Origin of the sequence: Agrobacterium sp. 10MFCol1.1 (assembly GCF_000381165.1) — a bacterium.
In the GTDB taxonomy this organism is placed as follows: Bacteria; Pseudomonadota; Alphaproteobacteria; order Rhizobiales; family Rhizobiaceae; genus Agrobacterium; species Agrobacterium tumefaciens.
Map to the genome: position 1 here is coordinate 355,889 of NZ_KB906072.1, position 23,708 is coordinate 379,596.

A 23,708-nucleotide genomic window follows, 5' to 3' on the forward strand; every position below is an offset into this window, starting at 1 on the left:
GGCAGGGCTTTTCCATAGAAATTATTTCAACCGGAGGTCAGCGTCGCTTCATCGCTTCGGCCATAGCCGCAGCAAGAGCACCACCCGATTGCGACCCTTCGTTGTGTCCCTGCGGTTTGGAATTCGCGTGGCGCATGGCGCCCGCATTGCCCTTTTCGCGCATTGGCTGGGGTGCCGCCTCGCCACCGTCCTTGCGCATGGTGAGGGCAATACGCTTGCGCTTCACATCCACTTCCACGACACGGACCTTGACGACATCACCCGCTTTCACGACCTCATGCGGGTCTTTCACGAAACGGTCGGCCAGCTGCGAGACATGCACGAGCCCGTCCTGATGCACACCGATATCCACGAAAGCGCCGAAGGCGGCGACATTGGTGACGGTACCTTCCAGCAACATGCCCGGTTTCAGATCGGTGATCTCGTCCACGCCGTCAGCAAAGGTCGCCGTCTTGAAGCTTGGGCGCGGGTCTCGGCCGGGCTTTTCCAGTTCGGCGATGATGTCCTTGACGGTGGGCAGGCCGAATTGCTCGTCGATGAAGCGCTTCGGATCGAGCCCCTTCAGCGTGGCGCTGTCACCCATCAGCGTGCGCAGGTCGCGACCGCAGGCGGCAACGATCTTTTTCGCAACGCCATAGGCTTCGGGGTGCACGGAGGACGAATCCAGCGGTTCCTTGCCGTTTGGAATACGCAGGAAGCCGGCGCATTGCTCGAAGGTGCGCTGGCCAAGGCGCGGCACCTTCAACAGCTCCTTGCGGCTGGCAAAGGGGCCGGTCTGGTCGCGGTGTGCGACGATGGCATCGGCAATCGAAGCACCGAGGCCGGAAACCCGCGCCAGAAGCGGCGAGGAGGCGGTATTGAGATCGACACCGACGGCATTCACCGCATCTTCCACGACCGCGTCGAGTGAACGGCTAAGACGGCCCTGATCGACATCGTGCTGATACTGCCCGACGCCGATGGATTTCGGCTCGATCTTCACCAGTTCGGCCAGCGGGTCCTGAAGGCGGCGGGCGATGGACACCGCGCCACGCAGGGACACGTCGAGATTGGGGAATTCCGCCGCCGCCCGTTCCGACGCGGAATAGACTGACGCGCCCGCCTCCGAAACGATGACCTTAGTGGGCTTTGCGCCGGAAGCCAAAGCCGGCATCTGTGTCAGCAGATCGGCGACCAGCTTTTCCGTCTCACGGCTGCCCGTGCCGTTGCCGATGGCGATCAGCTCGACATTGTGCTTGCGGATGAGCATGGCGAGTTCCGCCTGCGCGCCGCGCACGTCGTTCCTCGGCTGGAAGGGATAGACCGTCGTGGTGTCGAGCAGCTTGCCGGTGCCATCCACCACGGCTACCTTGACGCCGGTGCGGATGCCCGGATCGAGCCCCATGGTGGCGCGTGAGCCCGCCGGTGCGGCCAGCAGCAAATCCTTGAGATTGCGGGCGAAAACATTGATCGCCTCTTCTTCCGCACGTTCGCGCAATTCGCGCATGAGATCGAGCGAAAGCGACATGGAGAGCTTCACCCGCCAGGTCCAGCCTGCCACTTCCATCAACCATTGATCGGCGGGGCCGGCATTGCGGATATCGAAGGCGGCCGCGACGGTACGCTGCGCGGGTTTGACCGGAGAGGGATCATCCGCATCGACATCGATGGTCAGCGTCAGAATCTCCTCGTTCCAGCCGCGCAGCATGGCCAGCGCGCGGTGTCCCGGCACTGTCGCCCAGCGCTCGAAATGATCGAAATAATCGGAGAATTTTTCGCCTGCCGCCTGCTTGCCGTCGACCACCTTGGCGCGGAAAATGGCGTTCTGGCGCATATAGTCGCGCAGGCGTCCAAGAAGATCGGCGTTTTCCGTCATGGTTTCCGCCACGATGTCACGCGCGCCTTCAAGCGCTGCCTTCACATCCGCCACCTCGCCCTGCACATAGGCCTCGCCAAGCTTTGCCGGATCGGCTGCGCGGTTTGCCCAGATCGCTTCGGCCAGCGGACCGAGACCGCGCTCGCGGGCGATTTCGGCGCGGGTGCGGCGCTTCGGCTTGTAGGGCAGATAAAGGTCTTCCAGCTCCGCCTTGGTGCCCGCCTGCATGATCTTGACCATCAGGGCGTCCGTCATCTTGCCCTGACTGTTGATGGTATCAACAATGGAGGCACGGCGCGCATTGAGTTCACGCAGATAGACGAGGCGTTCGGCAAGCGTTCGAAGCTGGGTATCATCCAGCCCTCCCGTCGCTTCCTTGCGGTAACGGGCGATGAAGGGCACGGTCGCTCCCTCGTCCAGCAACGCCACTGCCGCCTTCACCTGATCGGCGCGGGCGTTGATTTCGGAGGCGATGAGCGTGGCGAGGCGGGCATTATCTGCGGTCATGGGGTTCTCTGATGTCACATCTGGAGCGGCGAACATAATGTCTGATTGTGGCGTGACAACAAGAGGCGGCAACGATTCCACAGGAAAGGCTGAGTTCGAGGGAAAGACGGGCATTTGAGGCGCTTTCTCCTTGACCTTTCGCCCCCCTGCCCTTAACGCCCCTCAAACAAGGTTACAGGCGAATTTGCAGGGGTGTTGACCATGAAAGTTCTGTTGATCGGTTCCGGCGGACGCGAACATGCGCTGGCGTGGAAAATCGCCCAGTCTCCCCTGCTCGATGAACTTTATGCCGCTCCCGGCAATCCCGGCATCGCCGACCATGCGACACTCGTTTCGCTTGACGTGGAAGACCACGCCACCGTTATCGCCTTTGCCAGGGAAAAGGCGATTGACTTCGTCGTCGTCGGACCGGAAGCGCCGCTGGTTGCGGGTCTGGCAGATGATCTGCGTGCGGCTGGTATTGCCACCTTCGGGCCTTCGAAAGCAGCCGCTCAGCTTGAGGGTTCCAAGGGGTTCACGAAGGATCTATGCGCCCGTTACGATATTCCAACCGGGGCTTACCAGCGTTTCAAGACCGCCGAACCGGCAAAGCAATATGTCCGTGAACAGGGCGCACCCATCGTCATCAAGGCCGACGGGCTTGCCGCCGGCAAGGGCGTAACGGTTGCCATGAGCGAGGCGGAAGCGCTTGCCGCCATCGACGACTGTTTCGACGGCGCTTTTGGCGCTGCCGGCGCCGAGGTTGTGGTGGAAGCTTTCCTCGACGGTGAGGAAGCCAGTTTCTTCTGCCTTTCCGATGGCAAAACCGCGCTGGCGTTGGCAACAGCCCAGGACCACAAGCGCGTGGGTGATGGCGACACCGGCCCCAACACCGGCGGCATGGGCGCCTATTCCCCCGCCCCGGTGATGACACCGGCCATGGTGGAGCGCACCATGAAAGAAATCATCGAGCCGACGATTTCTGGCATGGCGAAAGACGGCAATCCCTTCTCAGGCGTATTTTTCGCCGGTCTGATGATCACCGCCAAAGGCCCCGAGTTGATCGAATACAATGTGCGTTTCGGCGATCCGGAATGTCAGGTGCTGATGATGCGCCTCAAGAGCGACCTGCTGCCGATCCTCTACGCCACTGCTACCGGCACGCTGGACAAGGTAGAAGCGGAATGGCGCGACGATGCGGCGCTGACCGTTGTTCTAGCTTCCAAGGGTTACCCCGGTGCCTACGACAAGAACACGCCCATCGCCCATATTCCCGATGCCAGCGAAGAGGCAAAGGTGTTCCATGCCGGGACGGCGCTGAAGGACGGCAGACTGGTGGCGACGGGCGGACGTGTGCTGAACGTCACCGCCTTTGGCAAGAACGTGACGGAAGCACAGGCGCGCGCCTATGCGCTGGCGGCCAAGGTGGAATGGGAAAACGGCTTCTGCCGTCGCGATATCGGCTGGCAGGCCGTGGCGCGCGAAAAAGTCTGACCATTCAAGGCATACAGCGGCCGGAGCGCAGATTTCGCTCAATTTTTACCAAGTTTGCTGACCTGATGGAAACGAAAGACCGATAATATCTGCCGAACATTGAAGGGCGCATTCTGTCTTGATCGTGAGGCTGCGCCGTCATTTTGGGGGTTTTTCGATGCGTCGTCTTCTTTTGACAGCGGTTGTCGCGCTGACCGGCGGGTCTGCGATGGCGTCTTCCATCGAATATGTAAACGGCACCCACACCAGCAATGGCAGCTTCGTTCGTCTCGACTGCGCCCGCTGCCAGCCCGTGAAGGACAACACTGCCCCCGAGGGCTTTGCCATCCCCTCCATCGAGCCGGGCACGCAGCACACGGAAATGCGTGAAATCGAGGGTAAGCGCACGCTGGTGCGCACCGAAGCCTGGCTTGGCGGCGCGCCCGTCACCTTCGTCAGCACCAATCCCGCTTGGATGCCGCAGGAAACCCCCGGCACCGCAATTGCCACCTATGATGAGGGTGAAGCTGGCACTCCCCCCGAGGAAACGGCAGCCACGCCAGCAGGCATAGACATGACCGCGACCACGGCAGCGACGAAGACAATTTCGGCGGCCAATGCCACGGCACCGTCAAGCGCATCAGCAATGGCGGCACCCGATTTCCAGGATTTCAAATTGCGCGGCAATTGACCGACAGTGTCGGCGGCGTCTTTGATGACAAAAGTCAAATAATCGCGTCATCGCTGCATTTTTCGAAGTGCACGGCAACCATCCGGTGAATAATAAATTATGCATCCATTATTCTGCCAAGCACGCTCATAAAGCTTTTGCTAATTAAATATTTATTCAAATTTTTTGCCGCTAAGTGACCTCATAGTGCGATGCAGCACGACATGAGGGCTTGGAGCGGACTTTCGCTTTCAGGCTGATCACAGCGCATCAGGCGCCTTCCCATTTTCGAAACTTCGGCAGCGCGCGGCTTTTTCTGGCTCGCGACGCAAAAGCTTGTGAGCGCCCATGAAGAATCTTTCCATTTCCCGTCAGCTGATCGTGCTCGTGGTGGCCCTCATGGCCGCCTTCGCAGCAGCAACGTTTTACCAGCTGAAATCTGCCACCGACGCGATCTATGAAGAACGCTACGGCATGCTGCGGACACAGGTGCAATCCGCCATTTCCATCCTGCAATCCTTCCACGACAAGGAAAAGGCCGGGACGCTTTCACACGAAGACGCCATGAAGCAGGCCTTCGCCACCGTCAGCGCCATGCGGTTCACCCCAGATGGCTATCTGTTCGGTTACGACTACGACGTGACGATGAAATTCCATCCCGACGCGAAGCGTGTCGGCGAGAACTACAAGGGCAAGCCGGACAGCAAGGGCTTCCAGTATCGTGACGAGCTCGTACGGCTTGGCCGCAACGGCGGCGGCCAGACGGATTTCTACGGTCCGAAGCCCGGCATGGAAGGCAATGACTACGCCAAAAGCTCCTACGCCCTTGCTTTTGAGCCCTGGCAGGTGGTGGTCGTGACCGGCGTTTACATCGATGATCTGAATGCCCAGGTTCGTGGCGAGGTGATGAGGGCGCTGTCCATCGGTGCCGCCATCTTCGTGCTGGCACTTGCCGCCGCCTTCTACGTTATCCGGGGGATCTCGAAGCCGCTCGGCGACATTCACAGGGCGCTGGGTGAAGTCGCCAATGAGAACGTCTCGCTCACCATACCCCATACCGGGCTGACCAACGAGGTGGGCATGATGGCGAAGGCCACGGCCTCGCTTCAGGACAAGGTGCGGGAGCGCCACGCCATGCAGCGCCGAGAGGAAGAACAGCAGCAGCAGCTCAACGCCGAGCGCCAGAACAACCTCGACATGCAGCGCGACGAGGCCGCATTGCAGGCACGTGTCGTCACCACCATTGGCGAGGCGCTGGAAAAACTCGCCGGCGGTGATCTGACCGTGCGTTGCGCCGATCTCGGCAACCGTTACGCCGCGCTGCGCGACAACTTCAACGAGGCATTGACCCATCTCGACGCCGCCATGGCCAAGGTGAATTCCAAGAGCATCGATATCGGCGGCTCGAAGGAAGAAATCCGCAAGGCTTCCAACGAGCTTTCGCAGCGCACCGAACGGCAGGCGGCAAATCTCGAGGAAACCTCTGCCGCGCTCGACGAGTTGACGGTTGCGGTACGCCAGACGGCTGAAGGTGCAGCCGACGCCGCCAAACGCGTCACGACAGTCAGCTCCGAAGCGATGCGCAGCGACCGGGTGGTGGAAGAAGCGATTGCGGCGATGAGCGGCATCGAACAATCTTCCGATCAGATTTCGAACATCATCGGCGTGATTGACGACATCGCTTTCCAGACCAATCTTCTGGCACTGAATGCGGGCGTGGAAGCGGCGCGTGCCGGGGAAGCGGGCAAGGGCTTTGCCGTGGTGGCACAGGAAGTGCGCGAACTGGCGCAGAAATCTGCCGCCGCCGCCAAGGAGATCAAGGACCAGATCGCCCGCTCTTCCAACCAGGTGGAAAACGGCGTGCGTCTTGTCGGCGAAGCCGGTGACGCGCTGAAACGCATCTCGGACCAGATCAAATCCGCCAACGAGATCGTCGGCAAGATCGCCCATTCAGCGGCCGAACAGGACACGACGCTGCGCTCTATCTCCACATCGCTCAACCAGCTCGACGTCGCCACCCAGCACAATGCGGCGATGGCGGAAGAGACCACGGCTTCGGCGGAAGCGCTGGCCGTCGATACCGAAGAGCTGCTGAACCTCATCCGCGGCTTCCGCGTCTCCTCCGGCAACCAATTCCACGGCATGGCAGAGCAGATGCGCATGGCGGGGTGATAGACGCTGAGGTGATGGATAAACGAAAACGCCGGAGGAAACTCCGGCGTTTTTTGTTTCAACGTGTCAGAGTATCCAGCCGGTCGATATCGACAGGCGAAAAGACCGTAATTCCCGCTCTTTCAAGCAGCGCCGCCGTCACGCCATTGCCCGCATGTTTGATGCCGGAGAACGAGCCGTCATAGATTGCGACCGATCCGCAGGACGGACTGCCGTCGATCAATAGCGCGTGCGTGCAGCCATTGGCTTTAGCAAGGGCCAACGCCTTTTCCGCACCGGCAATAAATTCCGCCGTGACATCGCCGCCGGTTACTTCCAGCACCCGGGCGTGACCTTCCAGCACATCGAGACCGGAAGCGCTATTCTCGATCTCTGCCGGCGGGCGCGGCACGGACATGCCGCCCGCCATTTCCGGACAGATCGCCACCAGCCTGCCTTCATCCCGCCAACGGTCTATCGCCGGGTGGACGAGAGGTTTGCCTTTGCCGTCATATCTGACCGGCTGACCGAGAAGGCAGGCGCTGATGAGGATTTTGCGGGGCGTGTGGGTCATTGGAAAAACATCCTGTGGGAGTCGCGGCTGTAGCTTACCCCCCTCTGCCCTGCCGGGCATCTTCCCCTCAAGGGGGAGATCGAATCGTGACAACGTGCCGATCATCTTCGACGTTGCAAATTTTTGCGGGGAGCGACCGTCTTGCCGATCTCCCCCTTGAGGGGAGGATGTCCGGCAGGCCAGAGGGGGTGAACCGCGCACGCTACGTCGCAGCTACCCCGAAACTCCTCACCCCGTAATCTTCGAGAAATCCGCAACCGTTCCGGTGGCTTCACGAATGGCTTTCAACAGCGCCAGACGGTTTGCGCGGATGGCCGCGTCCTCATCGTTGACGAGAACATCCTCGAAAAACTTGTCGACGGGCGCGCGAAGCGTCGAAAGCGCCTGCATGGCGGAGCGGAAATCTTCCGTCTCGACGGCCTTTGCGGCATCGGCGGAAGCGGTCTTGATCGCCGCGTAAAGCGCCTTTTCGGCGTCGAGCTTCAGCAGTTCTTCTGAAACGCTGTTCGCAACCACGGTGCCCTTCTTTTCCTCTGCGGCCAGAAGCTGGGTGGCGCGCTTTGCACCGGCCAGCAGGTTCCGGCCATCTTCGCCGGTGATGAAGGCGGTCAGCGCCTCGACACGGCGGGCGATCATCAGCAGATCGTCAGACTCCGGTGTCAGGACGGCGTCGATCAGATCGTAGCGGGCGCCAAGATCGCGCAGATAGACCTTCAGGCGGTCGTGGAAGAAGGATAGGAGGTCAGTATCCTTCGCGACGCTCAAGAGCGGCAGGCGCACGTTCTTTTCAAGCAGAATGCGAACCACGCCCAGCGCCGCACGGCGCAGTGCGAAGGGATCCTTCGAACCGGTAGGCTTTTCATCGATAGCCCAGAAGCCGACGAGCGTGTCGAGCTTGTCGGCGAGAGCAACCGTGATCGCCACCTTGTCGGCGGGCAGGCGGTCGGAGGGACCCTGCGGCTTGTAGTGATCCTCGATCGCCGCGGCGACACTTTCGTTTTCGCCCTGCAAGGTTGCGTATTTTCGGCCCATCAGGCCCTGAAGTTCGGGGAATTCGCCGACAGCTTCGGTGCGCAGGTCGGCTTTCGCCAGCACCACGGCGCGGTCCACCAGAGCAGCATCGGCACCGACGACGGCGGCCAGAGCCTTGGCCAGTTCGCGAATGCGCGCCACACGCTCACCCTGCGTGCCGAGCTTGGCATGGAAGGTAACGTTCAGCGCATCGAGCTTCGCCATGCGCTGGTCGAGCGGCTTCTTGAGATCGAGGCCAAATTTCGCAGCCGAATCCTTGAGTGTCTCCAGATCGGGCAGATCGCCCTGGTCACGGTTCCAGAAATGGCGGGCATCCGACAGGCGGGCGCGGACGACCTTGCCGTTGCCATGGATGATTTCCTTGCCGCCGTCGCTTGCCTCGATGTTCGAGATCAGGATGAAGCGGTTGGAAAGACCCTCTTCCGCACCCTGATTGCGGGTGACGAAACACTTCTGGTTGGTCTTGATGGTCAGCCGGATGATTTCCGCCGGGATTTGCAGGTAATCCTCCTCGAAAGTGCCCATCAGCACCTGCGGCCATTCAACAAGGCCGGAGACTTCTTCCAGCAGGCCTTCGTCTTCCACCAGCTCAAGGCCGTTGGCAAATGCCAGATCCTTGGCATCGTGCAGGATGATATCCTTGCGGCGGTCGGCATCGAGAATGACCTTCGCCTTTTCAAGGCTCGAGACATAATCCTCGAAACGGCGCACGGTGATCGGACCCGGCGCATGGAAACGGTGGCCATAGGTGACGTTGCCAGCGACGATGCCGTCGATGACAAAGGGAATGACCTGGGTTTCGTCATGTTCGGGGCCGAACAGGCAGACGATGGATTGCAGCGGGCGCACCCAGCGCAGGCTCTCCGAGCCCTTGCCTTCGATGCCGGCATAGCTGGAACCCTTCGGCATGGAGGCCGGGCCGGAGCGCATGGATTTCGGCCAGGGGAAGGAGCGGATGATGCCGGGCATCACTTCGGCGATAATCTCTTCCGCCGGGCGGCCGGGCTTGTTGATGATGGCGATGTAGAAATCGCCTTTCTTCGGATCGGAAACGACCTGAGCCTCGGAGACATCATTAAGGCCAGCGCCGCGTAGAAAGCCCTCAATCGCCTTTTCGTTGGCATCGGTGCGCGGACCCTTCTTTTCCTCACGCACATCGGCGGAGCGGGCGTTGAGGCCGCGAATATCCAGCGTGAGGCGGCGCGGCGTCCAATATTCGCGCGCACCCTCATAGGTCAGCCCTCTCTCCACCAAGGCGTCAGTGACGAGTTTCTTCAGATCGCCCGCCGCCTTGCGCTGCATGCGTGCGGGGATTTCCTCGGAGCGAAGTTCAAGCAGAAGATCGGGCATGGGATAAGGACTTTAATCTGTTGCAAAAGAGTGTCGCGGACTTAGCAAGACCAGCGGCAAAAGTCATCAGCTATCGGTTAAATTACCGCCGGTGGACGTTACCAGCCGCCACCACCACCACCGCCACCGCCCGAACCGGAAGAACCACCACCACCGCCACCTGAAAAGCTGGAGGAAGATGAGCTGACAGGCTGGGGAATGGTGGAAGCTATTGTATTCGCCATGGAAGTGGAGAACCCACCAATCCGGTCTCCGAAGCTGCCGTAATTGCTGCCCAAATACCAGCCGGGCGCATAACTCGCCGCGGCAGCACCGGCAGCAGCCGTGGCAAGCCAGGTCTCGAAGGTGCGGCTCCAGGGTTTTTCCACGCCGAGCGCGACCGCATAGGGCAGCAATGTCTCAAAATGCTGCGGCGACATGGCGGGGGCATCCGCCATATTCATCCGGTCCTTTTCCGCCAGCGTCAGATAGGTTCTGAGGCCCTCGATGCCGTCCATCAGCTTGCGGCCGAGCGGCGTCGGCGCACCCATCAGGAACAGGAACAGCGCGTTGGTAAGCACGATGCCGCCGATGGCGGCCAGCGCCAGCGACTTGGTGTCATGCGTCACATCCAGCAGGATCTGCGTGGCAATGCCGCCAATGACCGAGAAAGCCACAAAACCGGCAAAGGCCAGCATAACGATGCCGCCGATGCGCTTGCTCAACGACGCGCCACGCGAGAACTGTCGGCCGATGCCGATCGACAGGATGCTGAAGAAAAAGGCGAAAAAGCCGAAGACCAGCACGGCGGCAATGGCGCTTTCATCGAGATCACCGAACACCAGCGTCGCGACGATTATGGCGACGCTGAAGAAGATGCCGAAAACGATGTAACCGGCATTGCTGCGGTAATATTTGCCGCGGTGCTCTTTTTCTATCGCCGCGCGAAACTGCTTGCCGACCTTTTCGACTTCCGTTCCATGCGCCTTGTCGATGGTGAGCGTCTCGCCCGGACCACCGATGGAGGACAACAGCGTCTTCTGCCCACTCGGCAACTCCGCCCCAGCCTGCTTTTGCGTGCGGCGGATGACGATGGAGTTCTTCAGATCCTCCAGAACGACATAACCCTTGACCGCCAGATCAAGGGCGGAGGCGGACAGCGCTGTCCAGCCTGCGCCGGAAAAACCCCTGTTATCAACGTAATTGACCAGAGCCGGCGAAAGCCCCTCCGGTGCATCCCAGCGCGGCACGACTACACCCTTGGCCGGATCACGGCCGACCGCGAACCATGCTCGCAGATAATAGAGCAGCACTGCGAAAAGCCCGCCGCCCGAAAGCAGGATGGCGAGATTGTCACGTAGCCACCAACCTGCCTCCTGGGAGGAGTCGGGGGCGGCAATGGCGCCCTTCGGTAACTTCACGGCAACTGTCATGCCCTCGCCCACTGAAAACGGGCGGGTAGAGGCAAAAAACACCTCGTTGCCTTCGCTCAAAATACGCGCATCCTTGCCCTTGGCACCGAGTGGACCGGTGAAAACGGCAGTATCGGTGGCCTTCACGCCTTGTGGCAAAGTGATGGTGGCGGAAATCTCACCCATCGGAAACTGCCAGCCATTGCCGGTGACATTCCAGGTGAGTTCGTCATAGTCGCTGAAATAACGGATCTGCCGGGCGGTGGTGTAGGTGATCTGGAAGATATGCTCACCGGTCGGAAGAAAACGATCGGCGCTGCCGGTATAAATGCGGATGCCGCCATCGATATTCTCGGTGCGCCAGTTCTCCGGCGCGCCATCGCGCTCCACGGAAACGACGTTAAAATCCACCTTGGTGCGTCGGTCATTTGCATCCAGCGCATAAAGCGGGAAATCGCGGAAGATGCCGCGCTTGATGTTCTGACCTTCAGCACGGGCGGTGATGGTTTCCGTCACCGTCAGTTCGCCACTCTTCGCAACCTCGACCACGGAATGATAGGAGCGGATGAATTCTTCCGCAAAGGCCGGGCAGGTCGCGCCCAGGAAGACAAGCAGCGCGAGAAGTCTTGCGGCGATGGTCTTCACGGGGCGGTCTCCTCCAGCCGGTTTCAGTGCTGCGGCTCGGCAGCACTTTCCTTTTCGGTATAGTCGACGCCGAGCGAGGCGAGCGCCTTCCAGTAGCCCGGATAGGTCTTGCCAACGCAGGCAGGGTTCTGGATGGCGATGCCGCCGATCTTCAGAGCCGCGAGCGCAAAGCTCATGGCGATGCGGTGATCGGCAAAAGTATCGATGGAGGCATCGACCGTCTGGCCCGCCAGCGCCGGGTCGGCATGCACGATCAGGTCGTCGCCTTCCTCATGCGCCAGACCGTTGCGGATTTCGTTGAGGCCGAGCGAGACGGCGCGGATGCGGTCGCATTCCTTCACACGCAGATTGGCAATGCCGACGAAACGTACTGGCGTTTCGTTGAACGCGGCGAGAACGGCGATGGTCGGAATGGCGTCCTGCATCTGCGAACCGTCGATTTCAGCGGGCAGATGCGGAAACTGCGCCATGACCTCATAGGCCTTGGCATCCGGCTGGGTGAACTTGTCGGCGGGCGTGCCGATGTCGATCGCACCGCCGGTCAGAAGTTCCGCGCCCCAGAGATACGTGGCGGCGGATGCATCCGGTTCGATGTGGAAATCGGTCGCGGTGTAGCCGGTCGGATGCACGCGCCAGATGGCGTTGCTGACCCGCTCCACCTTTGCGCCGAAGGCTTCCATGGCTGATGTTGTGAGATCGATATAACCCTTCGCGCCGATTTCCTCGCCCTTGAGGATGATATCGACAGGCTTGTCGCCGCAGGCGGCCGCCATCAGAAGTGCCGACACATATTGGCTGGAGAGGTTGGCATCGATGGTGACGCTGCCCTTCGGGAAACCCATGCCCTTGCCCCGCACGGTAACTGGCGGGCAGCCGGTCGGCGCATCCGCTTCGACGCCGAGGGCGCGCAGCGCTTCCACCAGCGGCATGATCGGGCGTTTGCGCATGTGCTCGTCGCCATCGATGATAACGGCGCCATCCACCAGCGCTGCAGCCGCAGTCAGGAACCGCGTGGCTGTGCCGGCATTGCCAAGAAAAAGCGGCTTTTCCGGCTGTTGAAGCACGCCTGTACCATCCACCACGAAGGTCGTGGCGTCAGGTTCTGTCACCTTAACGCCCATGGCGCGCAGGGCTTCGGCCATATAGAGCGTATCATCGCTCTTCAACGCGCCGGTTAGGCGGCTTTTTCCCTTGGCGAGGCCAGCCAGCAGAAGCGCGCGGTTGGTGATGGATTTGGAGCCGGGTGGCTCTACCTTGCCGGAAAGCGGGTGGCCGGGCGGGGTGATGGTCAGTTCGATCATGATCGTCGTCTTGTCAAAGAATGCGGCAGAGAGCCGGAATACAGGAATGTCGGCGGGAGGATTTGGACCCTGGGAACGGTGGCCTTAGAATTTCACGGTCGGCACGGCGCGGTCGGCCGGGTTGTCGATCTCGAAATAAGGTGCCTTGGCAAAACCGAACTGGCCGGCGATCAGATTGGATGGAAAGCTTTCCACCCTGACGTTCAGATCGCGCGCGGCGCCATTGTAATAACGGCGCGACATCTGCAGTTCGCCCTCGATTGTTTCCAGCGAGCGCTGCAATTCCAGAAAGTTCGTGTTGGCTTTCAGATCAGGATAGGCTTCAGCGAGCGCAAAGAGCTTACCGAGCGCCTGCGACAGCATGCCTTCCGCCTGGGCGCGGCCTTCGACATCGCCAACCGGCACGGCTTGGGCCCGGTTGCGCATGGCAATCACCTCTTCGAAGGTGCTTTTTTCATGCGCCGCGTAGCCCTTCACGGTCTCGATGAGATTGGGAATGAGATCGGCGCGGCGTTTCAACTGCACGTCGATGCCCGACCACGCCTCCTCCTTCATCTGCCTCGCCTTGACGAGGCCGTTATAGATGAAGACGACATAGAGCGCGATTGCCGCGACGATTACCAGCGTGATGAACATTCCCGACCCCTCCTCAAGAGGCGCAAGCGCCGCAACGGCACCCGCACGTTAGACTGTTGCCCCGCCTTACATAAAGGTTCAGGCGGCCCTGTTCCAGTTCAACCCGCCCGCATCCGTGAGCAGGAAGGCTTCGCCGCAGGCTTTTGCCAGCGTGCGCACGCGCAGGATATAGCTCTGGCGTTCCGTCACCGAGATCACGCCGCGCGCATCCAGCAGGTTGAAGACATGGCTTGCCTTGATGCACTGGTCATAGGCCGGGAACACGCATTTATGCAGGCGCTGATTATCATCATCACCCGGCGCGCCCGCGGCGAGAAGCGCCAGGCATTCCTTTTCCGCGTCGATGAAATGGCGATGCAGCATGCCGGTGTCGGCAAATTCGAAATTATGGCGGGAGTATTCCTGCTCGGCCTGCAGGAAGACGTCACCATAGGAGATCTTCTCTTCACCCTCGCGGCCGTTGAAGTTGAGGTCGTAGACATTGTCGACGCCCTGAACATACATGGCCAGACGCTCCAGACCGTAGGTCAGTTCGCCAGCGACCGGCGAGCATTCGATGCCGCAGACCTGCTGGAAGTAGGTGAATTGCGACACTTCCATACCGTCGCACCAGCACTCCCAGCCGAGACCCCAGGCGCCGAGCGTCGGGCTTTCCCAGTCGTCTTCGACGAAGCGCACATCATGCAGCAGCGGATCGAGACCGATGGCCTTCAGAGAACCGAGATACAGTTCCTGAAGGTTGGAAGGGTTGGGCTTCAGAATGACCTGATACTGGTAATAATGCTGCAAACGGTTGGGGTTTTCACCGTAGCGACCATCAGAAGGCCGGCGCGAGGGCTGCACATAGGCAGCCTTCCATGGCTTCGGGCCCAGCGCGCGCAGCGTCGTTGCCGGATGAAACGTACCAGCGCCCACTTCCATATCATAGGGTTGCAATACCGCGCAGCCCTTGTCGGCCCAGTAATTGTGCAGCGTCAGGATCAGCGCCTGAAAGGAACGCTTGGGGTTCATATGGTCTGGAATATCGGTCATTGCAGTCATCGCGGCGTTGTGAGGATAAGTAAGCACTGACTTACTTCGGATGCGGACTGGTGCCACGGCATGGCGAAGGGGTCAAGGATTTATGCGTGGAGACACCGGCTTACGTCTCATCCTCACGCTTCACGCGGTATTCGCCGGTTTCGGGATCCTTGATCAGCGTGCCGATGGCGCCGGTTTCGCGTTCCTTTTCGCGCTGCTTCGATTTTGCCGAAAGCTTTTCCGCATCGCGAACGAAGCGGCGGTAGAGGATGACGGATCCCACCACCAGAAGAACAATTGTAATAAGCTGCGCCATAAGGCCCTATTCCTGCGACATCATAGACCGAAACGCGACCACAATGCCTTTTCTTCGGCAACTTCCGCAAGTCCCGAGACGGCGCCTGCCGCAAGCCTTTCGGCATTGAGGCCGAGTGCCGCATTCACGCCCGGCACTTTTTTGCCGAACAGCGAGCGCCCACCGGTGACGAGCTGAAGCTTCACCTTCGTCCCGTAGCGGCGACGAAGAACCTCCCTCATGTCGCCCAAGCCGTCGATCAGGCCGAGATCAAGGCCACGCATACCGGTCCAGAACAGGCCGGAGAAGATCGTCTCATCGCCCTTCAATTTTGCACCGCGGCGCATCTTGACCATATCGATGAAAACATTGTGGATTTCGACCTGAAGCGACTTCAGATATTCGATGTCGCCCTCTTTTTCCGGCTGGAAGGGATCGAGGATGACCTTGTTCTCGCCGGCCGTATAGACGCGGCGCTCCACCCCGATCTTCTTCAACATTTCCGGGAAACCGAAACCACCGGAAACGACGCCGATCGATCCGACGATGGAGGTGGGGTCGGCGATGATCTCGTCGCCGGCAAGCGCGATCATGTAGCCACCGGAGGCCGCCACATCCTCAACGAAGATCAGGACCTTCTTGTCCTTTTCCTCGGCAAGCTGGCGGATGCGATTATAGATCATTCGCGCCTGCACCGGCGAGCCACCGGGAGAATTCACGGAAATGGCGACAGCTGGCGCGTCCTTGATGGCAAAGGCCTTTTCCAGCAGCGGTGCATAGGAGGCAAGATTGAGAGCGGGGCGGAACTGGTTGCCGCCAGCCATGATGGCGCCATGCATGCGCACAACCGGGATGACGAGTTCTTTTTTGCGAAAGCGTTTCGGCACCAGATACTTCAGAAAACCCACAATTCACTCCTCGCAGCATTTGCCTGTTCGTCACGGATGTATGTATTGCCCTGCAAAACACAATGGTTTGCGGCCGGAGGAACGGCGAATTTATAGGCCAGGCCCGATTGCCTTTACATTACGGCGATAGGCGGTGCGGCCATTATTCAGATCATCCACGATGGGCGTGAAAGCATGGCTACCGGTCTCGTGCATGACGAGCGGCGCCCGGAACGACAGCCGCGCCCGTGACCCCTTGATCGCTGTTACGAGCATGCGCACCGCGTCCTCACCGGGGCGTGGGTGGATGAGTGTGATCTCGATGCCGCCGAAACGGCTGCCACAGGCGGCAATGATCTCCGCCACCGATTGCGGCCGTGCAATAAGGGAAAGCTGCCCGCCTGGAACCGTGATCGCACCTGCGGTCCTGATCCAGTCCTCGAACAGGCCCTCCGTCATGGCGTGGGCCTCAGCCTTCAGCGCATCGGGCGTGCGGCGGTCGCCTGCATCATTATAGGGCGGGTTCATGATGACGTGGTGAAAATGCCCGTCCGGCAGTCCGGCCTCGACGCGCGCCTTGCCACGCAGTGTCACGTCGGCCTCACGCACGCTGACACGGGCGGAAAAAGCGGCATTTTCTGGCAATGCCAGGCTGCGGCGGGCAAATTCCACCATTTCCGGCGAACGTTCGAACAGGGTCACTTCGGCCTTTTCAAGCCGCGTGGCGACAGCGAAACCTGCCGCGCCCGCGCCCGCGCCGAGATCGGCTATGCGGCAGGCGCGCTCGTCCGCCACCATCGAGGCAAGAAGCATGGCGTCCATGCCGGCGCGGTGTCCCCTGCCCTTGGGCTGGAGAATGTGAAAACGGCCCCGGTGAAACGCATCCAAAGTTTCCGAAATCTCGCCGCCCACGTTCGTTTACGCCTCTTCGTTGCGCAATTCGTCGCCCAGACCGGCATCCACGAGAATGCGGCGGGCCTCACCGGCGCGGTCTTCCTCCACCAGGAACCGGCGGGGCAAAAGACCGAGCGAACCTTCCAGAATGCTCATTGCCTGATCGGCGACAAGGCAATGGATGCCGGCGTCCTTCATCAGGCTTTCGGCGAAGGATAACAGCACGGCATCGTTGGTACGGATCAGTTCACGCATGGATAAGCCCCAAATTCCCATTTTTTTGAATGGCTAGCGGCAATTCGCCCCTTGCCGCGACAGGCGCCAGTTTTTATTGTCGAACTCAAATTCGAACAGGAGTCCTGTCCCTTGGGCGTCGTCATACCGCTTGAAGAAAGCAAAAACAAACTCGCATCCGTCAAGCCGCTTGTCGACCTGACCCGTGCCGACATGGAACGGGTGAACCAGCTTATCCTTTCCAGAGCCGGTTCCGATGTCCAGATGATACCTGAGGTGGCCAACCATCTGATCTCGTCCGGAGGCAAACGCCTGCGGCCGATGCTGACGCTGGCCTCTGCCTCGATGTTCGGTTACGAGGGCGACCACCATATCAAGCTCGCCACCAGCGTGGAATTCATGCACACGGCGACGCTGCTGCATGACGACGTGGTGGATGAAAGCGATCTGCGCCGTGGCAAGTCCACCGCCCGCACCATCTGGGGCAACCAGGCAAGCGTTCTCGTCGGCGACTTCCTGCTCGGCCAGGCCTTCCGCATGATGGTGGACGTCGGCTCGCTGGATGCGCTCGACGTGCTGTCCACCGCCGCTTCCGTCATCGCCGAGGGCGAAGTGCTGCAGCTTTCGGTCGCCAAGAACATGGAAACGACCGAGGACGATTATCTGCAGGTGATTCGCGCCAAGACGGCCGCCCTTTTTGCAGCGGCCGCGGAAGTTGGCCCCATCGTCGCCAAAACCGACAAGGCAAGCCGCAGCGCGCTGAAATCCTACGGCATGAATCTCGGCCTCGCCTTCCAGCTCGTTGACGACGTGCTGGATTACGGCGGCAAATCCGCCGATCTCGGCAAGAATACGGGTGACGATTTCCGTGAGGGCAAGATAACCCTGCCGGTCATCCTGTCCTATCGCCGCGGCACGCAGGATGAGCGCGCCTTCTGGCGCAACGCCATCGAAAAGGGTGAAAGCAGCGACGAGAACCTCGAAAAGGCGCTCGGTCTCATCACCAAATACAACGGTCTTGGCGATACGATCGGCCGCGCCACGCATTACGGCACCATTGCCCGCGATGCGCTTGCACCGCTGCCGGAAAGCCCGTGGAAAAACGCGCTTCTGGAAGTCATCGACTTCTGCATCGAGCGTCTCAACTGACGCTGGAGGCCTCAGGCAAACGGCGGATGGACAAGACCGTCCGCCGCTGTTTCGGACTGGGTGTCCCGCAAGGGGAGATTGTGGCGCGGGCCATAATTTCTTGCGGGGTTGCTTCAAAAAAGCCATTCTATCGTGACCAAACAATGGAAACTGATTTTTCCGTGCTTCTGCACAAAGGCAAAGGTTCCCTCATGCGGCGTAAACCAGCACTTCGTCTTCTCTGCAGCGCGGCTCTTGCCGCCGCTCTCGCACTTGGCGCGGGTGCAAGCCCCGGCTTTGCGGAGACGAAAACGGAAGCCAAGGCCGTTACTTTCGATCCTGCCAAGGTAAATACCTTCTCCGGCGCATTCCTTGCCGCGCGCAATGCCGATGTCGATCAGGATTACCCCACCGCGATTTCGCTCTACAAGAAGGCGCTGGAATTCGATCCGGCCAACTCGGAAATCCGCCAGCGCCTGATGATCGCCGAACTGTTGAGCGGCAATTTCGAGGCTGGCGCCAAGATTGCCGATTCGATGAAGGACGATACCTCCGTCGAACGCGTGACGACCATCGTGCGCGGCCTCGACGCCATCAAGGACAAGGAATTCGTCAAGGCCGAGAAAATCCTGAAATATACCGGCCCGAACGATCTCGACCGCATGGTCAACACGCTGCTGACGGCATGGGCGCGCGCCGGTTCAGGCAAGCCCAAGGAAGCGCTGGCCCTCGTCAACAACATGAAGGGTCCGGGCTGGATTTCGATTTTCCAGAAATACAATGCCGCCGCGATCGCCCTTGTCGCCGGCAACACAGATGCTGCCCGTAAGAGCCTCAATGAGGCCGTGACGGATCGTGAAGGCGGGGCAACCGCTTCCGACACCTATATGCGCGCGGTGATGGCGCTTGCACGGCTGGAGGCTTCAGCCGGCAACAAGCAGAAGGCGCTGGACGCAATTGCGGTCGGCGACACTTTTGCGCCGAACTATGCGCCTCTCAAAGCGCTTCGCCAATCCATCGAGAAGGGCGAGAAGCCGCCGCAGCAGATCACCAATGCCGTTGAAGGCGCGGCTTCCGTGATGTTTTCCATCGCGGGCGCGCTGAACCGCGAAGGTGCCGAAGAGATCGTCACGCTTTACCTTCAGACCTCGCGGGCGCTCGATCCGCAAAGCGCCGATACGCTGATCCTTCTCGGCGGACTTGCTGAGGCGATGAAACAGCCCGACCGCGCCATCGCCTTCTACCGCGACGTGCCGAAGGATTCGCCGATGCACCGCATCTCCGAGCTGCAGCTCGGGCTGACGCTGGCGCAGACGGGCAAGGTGGAGGAAGCGCGCAACCACCTGCAATCCCTGCTGCAATCCGATCCGAAGGATATCCGTTCTTACCTCGCCTATGGCAGCGTGCTTTCCGACGCCAAGGACTACAAGGCCATGGCCGAAAACTACGACAAGGCTGTCGAGGTGATCGGTGCCGTGCCGCAGAAGTCGGACTGGACCGTGTTCTTCCAGCGCGCCATCGCCCATGAGCGCCTGAAGGAATGGGACAAGGCCGAGCCGGACTTCAAGCGTGCGCTCGAGCTCAACCCGGAACAGCCGCAGGTGCTGAACTATCTCGGCTATTCCTGGGTGGACAAGGGTATCAACCTCGACGAAGCGATGAAGATGATCAGCCGCGCGGTCGAGCTTCGGCCGAATGACGGCTATATCGTCGACTCGCTTGGCTGGGCGCATTTCCGGCTGGGCGCGTTTGACCAGGCCGTCACCGAACTGGAGCGGGCAATCGAGCTCAAGGCCGGCGATCAGACCATCAACGATCATCTGGGCGATGCCTACTGGCGTGTCGGTCGCAAGATCGAGGCCGTGTATCAGTGGAACCGCGCGCTGATTGGCGACAATGACGATCTGGACAAGGCCAAGGTGAAGGAAAAGATTGCCAACGGCCTGCCGCCGCTGGAAAAGGACGCCGAAAACACCGCCAAGAAGGAGGCCGCGCCGCAGCCGCCGGCTCCGCCAGCACCGGCCCCTGTTGCCCCTGCCCCGGACAAGAAATCCTGACGCGACATGCGCGCGGATGACATTACCGGGGCTGTCGAAACAACCGAGGCGGCCCCGGCCAAGATCAATCTGGCACTGCATGTAACCGGTCAGCGGGCAGATGGTTATCATCTGCTCGAGACGCTGGTGACCTTCACCGAAGCAGGCGACGCGATCCATGTTCGCGATGCCGATGCCGACACTTTCTCCATCTCCGGCCCGTTTGGCGATCTGCTGCGCGCAGGCGATGGCGGCAACAATCTCGTCGTCCGTGCCAGAGACCTTTTGCGTGATGCGCTTGTGGCGGCAGGTCAATCGGCACGCCCGGTTGCCATCCATCTCGAAAAGAACCTGCCAGTCGCCTCCGGCATTGGCGGCGGCTCAGCGGATGCGGCAGCGACACTGCGGGCGCTGTTGCGGCACTGGAATGCCAGGATTGTTCCTGAAAATCTCGCACCCATCGCGCTTGCGCTTGGCGCTGACGTGCCGATGTGCCTTGAAAGCCGCCCACTCATCGCACGAGGTATCGGCGAGGATATCGAGCCGGTCTCCGATCTGCCGGAATTCTTTCTGGTGCTGGCCAACCCTCTGAAAGCGGTCTCGACGCCGGAGATTTTTCGGCGATTGCTCGACAAGGCCAACCCGCCCCTGCCGGAGCGCAAAGAAGGCGGCTGGATGGATTTTCTGGCGCAAAGCCGAAACGATCTGGAAGTCCCCGCCAAGGCGCTTCTGCCGGAGATCGGCGCAATCGCCGGCATGCTGTCGCAGGAAGGTGCTTCCCTTGTGCGCATGTCCGGTTCGGGTGCCACCTGTTTTGGACTATTTCATTCCTTCGAGGCCGCCCGAAAAGCGGAAACATCGCTTCGAAACAAGCGCCCCGGCTGGTATTTTCAGGCGACGCGGACCATCTGAAGACAACACAATTCGAGGATAAGGCCATGGCAGGCGGAAGACCCTTCATTCCCCTCGGCATCGCGGTTCTGACCGTTTCGGACAGCCGCACGCTTGAGAATGACAAGTCCGGCGACACGCTAGTCGCACGCATAGAGGAAGCCGGACACAAGGTCGCCGCCCGCACCATCGTGGCAGACGACAAGGCTGCTATTTTCAACACCGTGCGCGACTGGACGCTCAACGGGAGCGTAGATGTGGTCATCACCACCGGCGGCACCGGCTTTACAGGCCGCGACGTGACACCCGAGGCGCTGGAACCCCTGTTCGAAAAGCGCATGGACGGCTTTTCCGCCATCTTCCATCGCATTTCCTATGAAAAGATCGGCACCGCCACCATCCAGTCACGGGCGACCGGCGGCGTGGCAAACGCCACCTTCATCTTCGTGCTGCCCGGCTCTCCCGGCGCCTGCAAGGATGCCTGGGACGGTATTCTCAAAGCCCAGCTCGATTACCGCCACCTGCCCTGCAATTTCGTTGAGATCATGCCCCGGCTTGATGAGCATTTGAAACGCGGGGCTGGCGGCGTCTAGAGCGGGATTTCAGGGGTTGTCCGTCACAGCGGACCAAAACCCCATCACGCCAGATATTTTTTGAAGAACTCCGTCGTCCGGCCCCAGGCGAGATCGGCCGCGGCCTTGTCGTATCGCGCCGAGGATGTATCGTTGTTGAAGGCGTGGTTGACGCCGTCGTAAACGAAGATTTCGAAGGTCTTGCCGTTTTCCTCCAGCGCCTTTTTATACGCGTCGATACCGGCATTGATGCGCTCATCCAGACCGGCATACTGTAACAGCAGGGGCGCCTTGATAGCAGGCACATCGGCCGCCGGCGGTTGCTGGCCGTAATAGGCGACACCGGCATTCAGGCCTGCCGATTTGGTGGCGAACCGGTTGACCAGCCCGCCGCCCCAGCAGAAACCGACCGCACCAACCTTGCCGTTCGCACCCTGCCTTGCAGCGAGCCACACCCGACCGGCTTCGGCATTGGCGACTGTTGCCTCCATATCGAGGCCACTGAACATCTCCCGTGCCTTATCTTCATCCGAAGGCGTGCCGCCCTGCGGCGACAGGAAATCAACCGCAAGCGCCCTGAACCCCGCAAGCGCCACGCGTCTTGCCACATCGCGGATATGGTCGTTCAGGCCCCGGTTTTCATGGATGACGATAACCGAGCCAATGGGGCCGGAAACCGATTTCGGCGTGACGAGATAGCCCTTCATCTCGCCACCGGGGGCGGGATAGGTCACCTCTTCCGCAACGATACCCGCATCATCAGGCGCGACGATTGCCGCACGGGCGCTGTTGGCCGAAAGAAGCGGCGCGATTGCGGCAGCAGCTGCGCCGGACCCGGCAAGCAGGCTGAGCTTTTCCATGAATTTGCGGCGATCGAGACTGAGATGGGTATATTCATCGTAAGCGTCGATCATGGCCTGCGTAATCTTCGGCTTGTCGTCCATCGCTCTCTTCTCCCTGAACGCGCAGATGCACAGGGAGGATAGCGCAGATTGCTACTCGGTGAACAAGCGGCGGCACACTTTTGCGTGAGCGCCGCCGCTGGTCATCTGTCTCAGGCGGCAAGGTCCACGACGATACGGCCGTCGATCTTGCCCTCTTCCATGCGACGGAAGATGTCGTTGATGTTTTCGAGTTTGTCCCAGGAGAAGTGGGCGGCTACCTTGCCTTCACCAGCGAAGGAAAGCGCCTCCTCCAGATCCTGCCTTGTGCCGACGATGGAGCCACGCACCGTGATGCGCTTCAGCACCGTTTCGAAAACCGGAATGGAGATGAAGCCCGGCGGCAGGCCAACAAGTGCCATCGTGCCCTTGGAGCGCAGGAAACCGTAGGCCTGCTCCATGGCTTTGGGCGAAACCGCCGTCACGAGCGCGCCGTGGACGCCGCCGGTCGCCTTCTGCACCTGTTCCACCGCATCCGGCGCCCGACCGTTGACGGTAAAATCCGCGCCCAGCTTTTTCGCAAGCTCCAGCTTGTCGTCATAAATATCGGCGGCAACGACATGCATGCCCATGGCCTTGGCATATTGCACGGCCATATGACCAAGCCCGCCAATGCCCGAAATTACCACCCATTCGCCGGGCCTCACTTCGGTTTCCTTGAGACCCTTGTAGACGGTGACACCGGCGCAGAGCACGGGTGCAGCGGGGCCGAATTCCAGATTGTCGGGAAGTCGGCCAACGAATTTCGGATCGGCAAGCCCGTATTCCGCAAAGCTGCCATTGACGGAATAACCCGAGTTCTTCTGACTTGGGCAAAGAGTTTCCCAGCCGGTACGGCACGGAATGCAGCATCCGCAGGCGGTATAAAGCCACGGCGTGCCGGCGCGGTCGCCTTCCTTGATGCCGGTCACGCCAGCGCCGATCTTGGCGACGTAGCCGACGCCTTCATGGCCGGGGATGAATGGTGGATTGGGTTTGACCGGCCAATCGCCCGTTGCGGCGTGCAGGTCCGTGTGGCAAATGCCGGTCGCCTTGTAATTGATGAGAATTTCACCCGGGCCGGGATCCGGTATCGCCACTTCCTCGATGGTCAGCGGTTTGCCAAATGCGCGGACAACCGCGGCCTTCATTGTTTTAGCCATGACATACTCCCTAATCTCTGCTCGCCTGAAATTCTCGACGGCGAGGCAGAGACTACCGGGGATGGGGCGTCACGGAATTGACCCATCGCAAATCGCAGCATTTT

General features: G+C 60.5%; 20 protein-coding genes. 7 read left to right on the forward strand and 13 right to left on the reverse strand.

Annotated features, from left to right (window positions below; genetic code table 11):
* Positions 1 to 37: 37 nt before the first annotated feature.
* Positions 38 to 2,362 (reverse strand): Tex family protein, encoded by a 2,325-nt coding sequence (locus tag F617_RS0101885; RefSeq protein ID WP_019564262.1) that lies wholly within the window; start codon positions 2,360 to 2,362, stop codon positions 38 to 40.
* 201 nt (positions 2,363 to 2,563) lie between these two features.
* On the opposite strand from F617_RS0101885, the gene purD reads away from it, so the two are divergent.
* From purD to F617_RS0101905, 3 genes are all read left to right on the forward strand, one after another.
* Positions 2,564 to 3,835 (forward strand): phosphoribosylamine--glycine ligase, encoded by a 1,272-nt coding sequence (gene purD, locus F617_RS0101890; protein ID WP_019564263.1) that lies wholly within the window; start codon positions 2,564 to 2,566, stop codon positions 3,833 to 3,835.
* A gap of 157 nt (positions 3,836 to 3,992) precedes the next feature.
* On the forward strand, positions 3,993 to 4,505 hold the full coding sequence (locus F617_RS0101895) for a plant virulence effector HPE1-like domain-containing protein (RefSeq protein WP_026330623.1): 513 nt from the start codon (positions 3,993 to 3,995) through the stop codon (positions 4,503 to 4,505).
* A gap of 327 nt (positions 4,506 to 4,832) precedes the next feature.
* A complete protein-coding gene (locus tag F617_RS0101905; protein WP_019564266.1) occupies positions 4,833 to 6,656 on the forward strand; it encodes a methyl-accepting chemotaxis protein in 1,824 nt (607 codons plus the stop codon).
* A 58-nt stretch (positions 6,657 to 6,714) separates the two neighbouring features.
* Here F617_RS0101905 and F617_RS0101910 read toward each other — a convergent pair whose 3' ends face one another.
* From F617_RS0101910 to F617_RS0101955, 10 genes are all read right to left on the reverse strand, one after another.
* Positions 6,715 to 7,209, reverse strand: coding sequence for a DUF523 domain-containing protein (locus F617_RS0101910; protein WP_013635525.1), 495 nt, complete (start codon positions 7,207 to 7,209; stop codon positions 6,715 to 6,717).
* 228 nt (positions 7,210 to 7,437) lie between these two features.
* A complete protein-coding gene (glyS, locus tag F617_RS0101915) occupies positions 7,438 to 9,591 on the reverse strand; it encodes a glycine--tRNA ligase subunit beta (RefSeq protein WP_013635524.1) in 2,154 nt (717 codons plus the stop codon).
* A gap of 98 nt (positions 9,592 to 9,689) precedes the next feature.
* A complete protein-coding gene (locus F617_RS0101920) occupies positions 9,690 to 11,627 on the reverse strand; it encodes a DUF2207 domain-containing protein (RefSeq protein ID WP_019564267.1) in 1,938 nt (645 codons plus the stop codon).
* A gap of 23 nt (positions 11,628 to 11,650) precedes the next feature.
* Positions 11,651 to 12,928, reverse strand: coding sequence for a 3-phosphoshikimate 1-carboxyvinyltransferase (gene aroA / locus F617_RS0101925; protein ID WP_019564268.1), 1,278 nt, complete (start codon positions 12,926 to 12,928; stop codon positions 11,651 to 11,653).
* An 84-nt stretch (positions 12,929 to 13,012) separates the two neighbouring features.
* Positions 13,013 to 13,564: a LemA family protein gene (locus F617_RS0101930; protein WP_019564269.1), complete on the reverse strand. Its 552-nt coding sequence runs from the start codon at positions 13,562 to 13,564 to the stop codon at positions 13,013 to 13,015.
* Between the two features lie 78 nt (positions 13,565 to 13,642).
* On the reverse strand, positions 13,643 to 14,605 hold the full coding sequence (locus F617_RS0101935; protein ID WP_013635520.1) for a glycine--tRNA ligase subunit alpha: 963 nt from the start codon (positions 14,603 to 14,605) through the stop codon (positions 13,643 to 13,645).
* 100 nt (positions 14,606 to 14,705) lie between these two features.
* Positions 14,706 to 14,900, reverse strand: a complete 195-nt coding sequence (locus F617_RS0101940) for an NfeD family protein (protein WP_003515179.1) — start codon at positions 14,898 to 14,900, stop codon at positions 14,706 to 14,708.
* A 20-nt stretch (positions 14,901 to 14,920) separates the two neighbouring features.
* Positions 14,921 to 15,790, reverse strand: coding sequence for a S49 family peptidase (locus F617_RS0101945; protein ID WP_026330624.1), 870 nt, complete (start codon positions 15,788 to 15,790; stop codon positions 14,921 to 14,923).
* A gap of 87 nt (positions 15,791 to 15,877) precedes the next feature.
* The gene (locus F617_RS0101950) at positions 15,878 to 16,678 is read right to left on the reverse strand and encodes a tRNA1(Val) (adenine(37)-N6)-methyltransferase (protein WP_019564271.1); all 801 of its coding nucleotides are present in this window, start codon (positions 16,676 to 16,678) and stop codon (positions 15,878 to 15,880) included.
* 6 nt (positions 16,679 to 16,684) lie between these two features.
* Positions 16,685 to 16,915, reverse strand: coding sequence for a DUF2007 domain-containing protein (locus F617_RS0101955; RefSeq protein ID WP_003515173.1), 231 nt, complete (start codon positions 16,913 to 16,915; stop codon positions 16,685 to 16,687).
* Between the two features lie 111 nt (positions 16,916 to 17,026).
* Here F617_RS0101955 and F617_RS0101960 point away from each other — a divergent pair, with 111 nt between their 5' ends.
* The 4 genes from F617_RS0101960 (at position 17,027) to moaB (ending at position 21,542) form a co-directional block, all read left to right on the forward strand.
* Entirely contained in the window at positions 17,027 to 18,043 is a 1,017-nt protein-coding gene (locus F617_RS0101960; protein WP_026330625.1) for a polyprenyl synthetase family protein, read from the forward strand.
* A gap of 191 nt (positions 18,044 to 18,234) precedes the next feature.
* A complete protein-coding gene (locus F617_RS0101965; protein ID WP_026330626.1) occupies positions 18,235 to 20,079 on the forward strand; it encodes a tetratricopeptide repeat protein in 1,845 nt (614 codons plus the stop codon).
* Positions 20,080 to 20,085: 6 nt separating this feature from the next.
* Complete coding sequence (locus tag F617_RS0101970) at positions 20,086 to 20,970, forward strand: 4-(cytidine 5'-diphospho)-2-C-methyl-D-erythritol kinase (RefSeq protein ID WP_019564274.1); 885 nt, start codon at positions 20,086 to 20,088, stop codon at positions 20,968 to 20,970.
* Between the two features lie 26 nt (positions 20,971 to 20,996).
* Positions 20,997 to 21,542 carry a molybdenum cofactor biosynthesis protein B gene (gene moaB / locus F617_RS0101975; RefSeq protein WP_019564275.1) on the forward strand — a complete coding sequence of 182 codons (546 nt, stop codon included), beginning with the start codon at positions 20,997 to 20,999 and terminating at the stop codon, positions 21,540 to 21,542.
* Positions 21,543 to 21,586: 44 nt separating this feature from the next.
* On the opposite strand, the gene F617_RS0101980 is transcribed toward moaB, so the two are convergent.
* Both F617_RS0101980 and adhP read right to left on the reverse strand, forming a co-directional pair.
* Entirely contained in the window at positions 21,587 to 22,465 is an 879-nt protein-coding gene (locus tag F617_RS0101980) for a dienelactone hydrolase family protein (RefSeq protein WP_019564276.1), read from the reverse strand.
* A gap of 110 nt (positions 22,466 to 22,575) precedes the next feature.
* Positions 22,576 to 23,604 (reverse strand): alcohol dehydrogenase AdhP, encoded by a 1,029-nt coding sequence (gene adhP, locus F617_RS0101985; RefSeq protein ID WP_003515167.1) that lies wholly within the window; start codon positions 23,602 to 23,604, stop codon positions 22,576 to 22,578.
* Between the last annotated feature and the right edge of the window lie 104 nt (positions 23,605 to 23,708).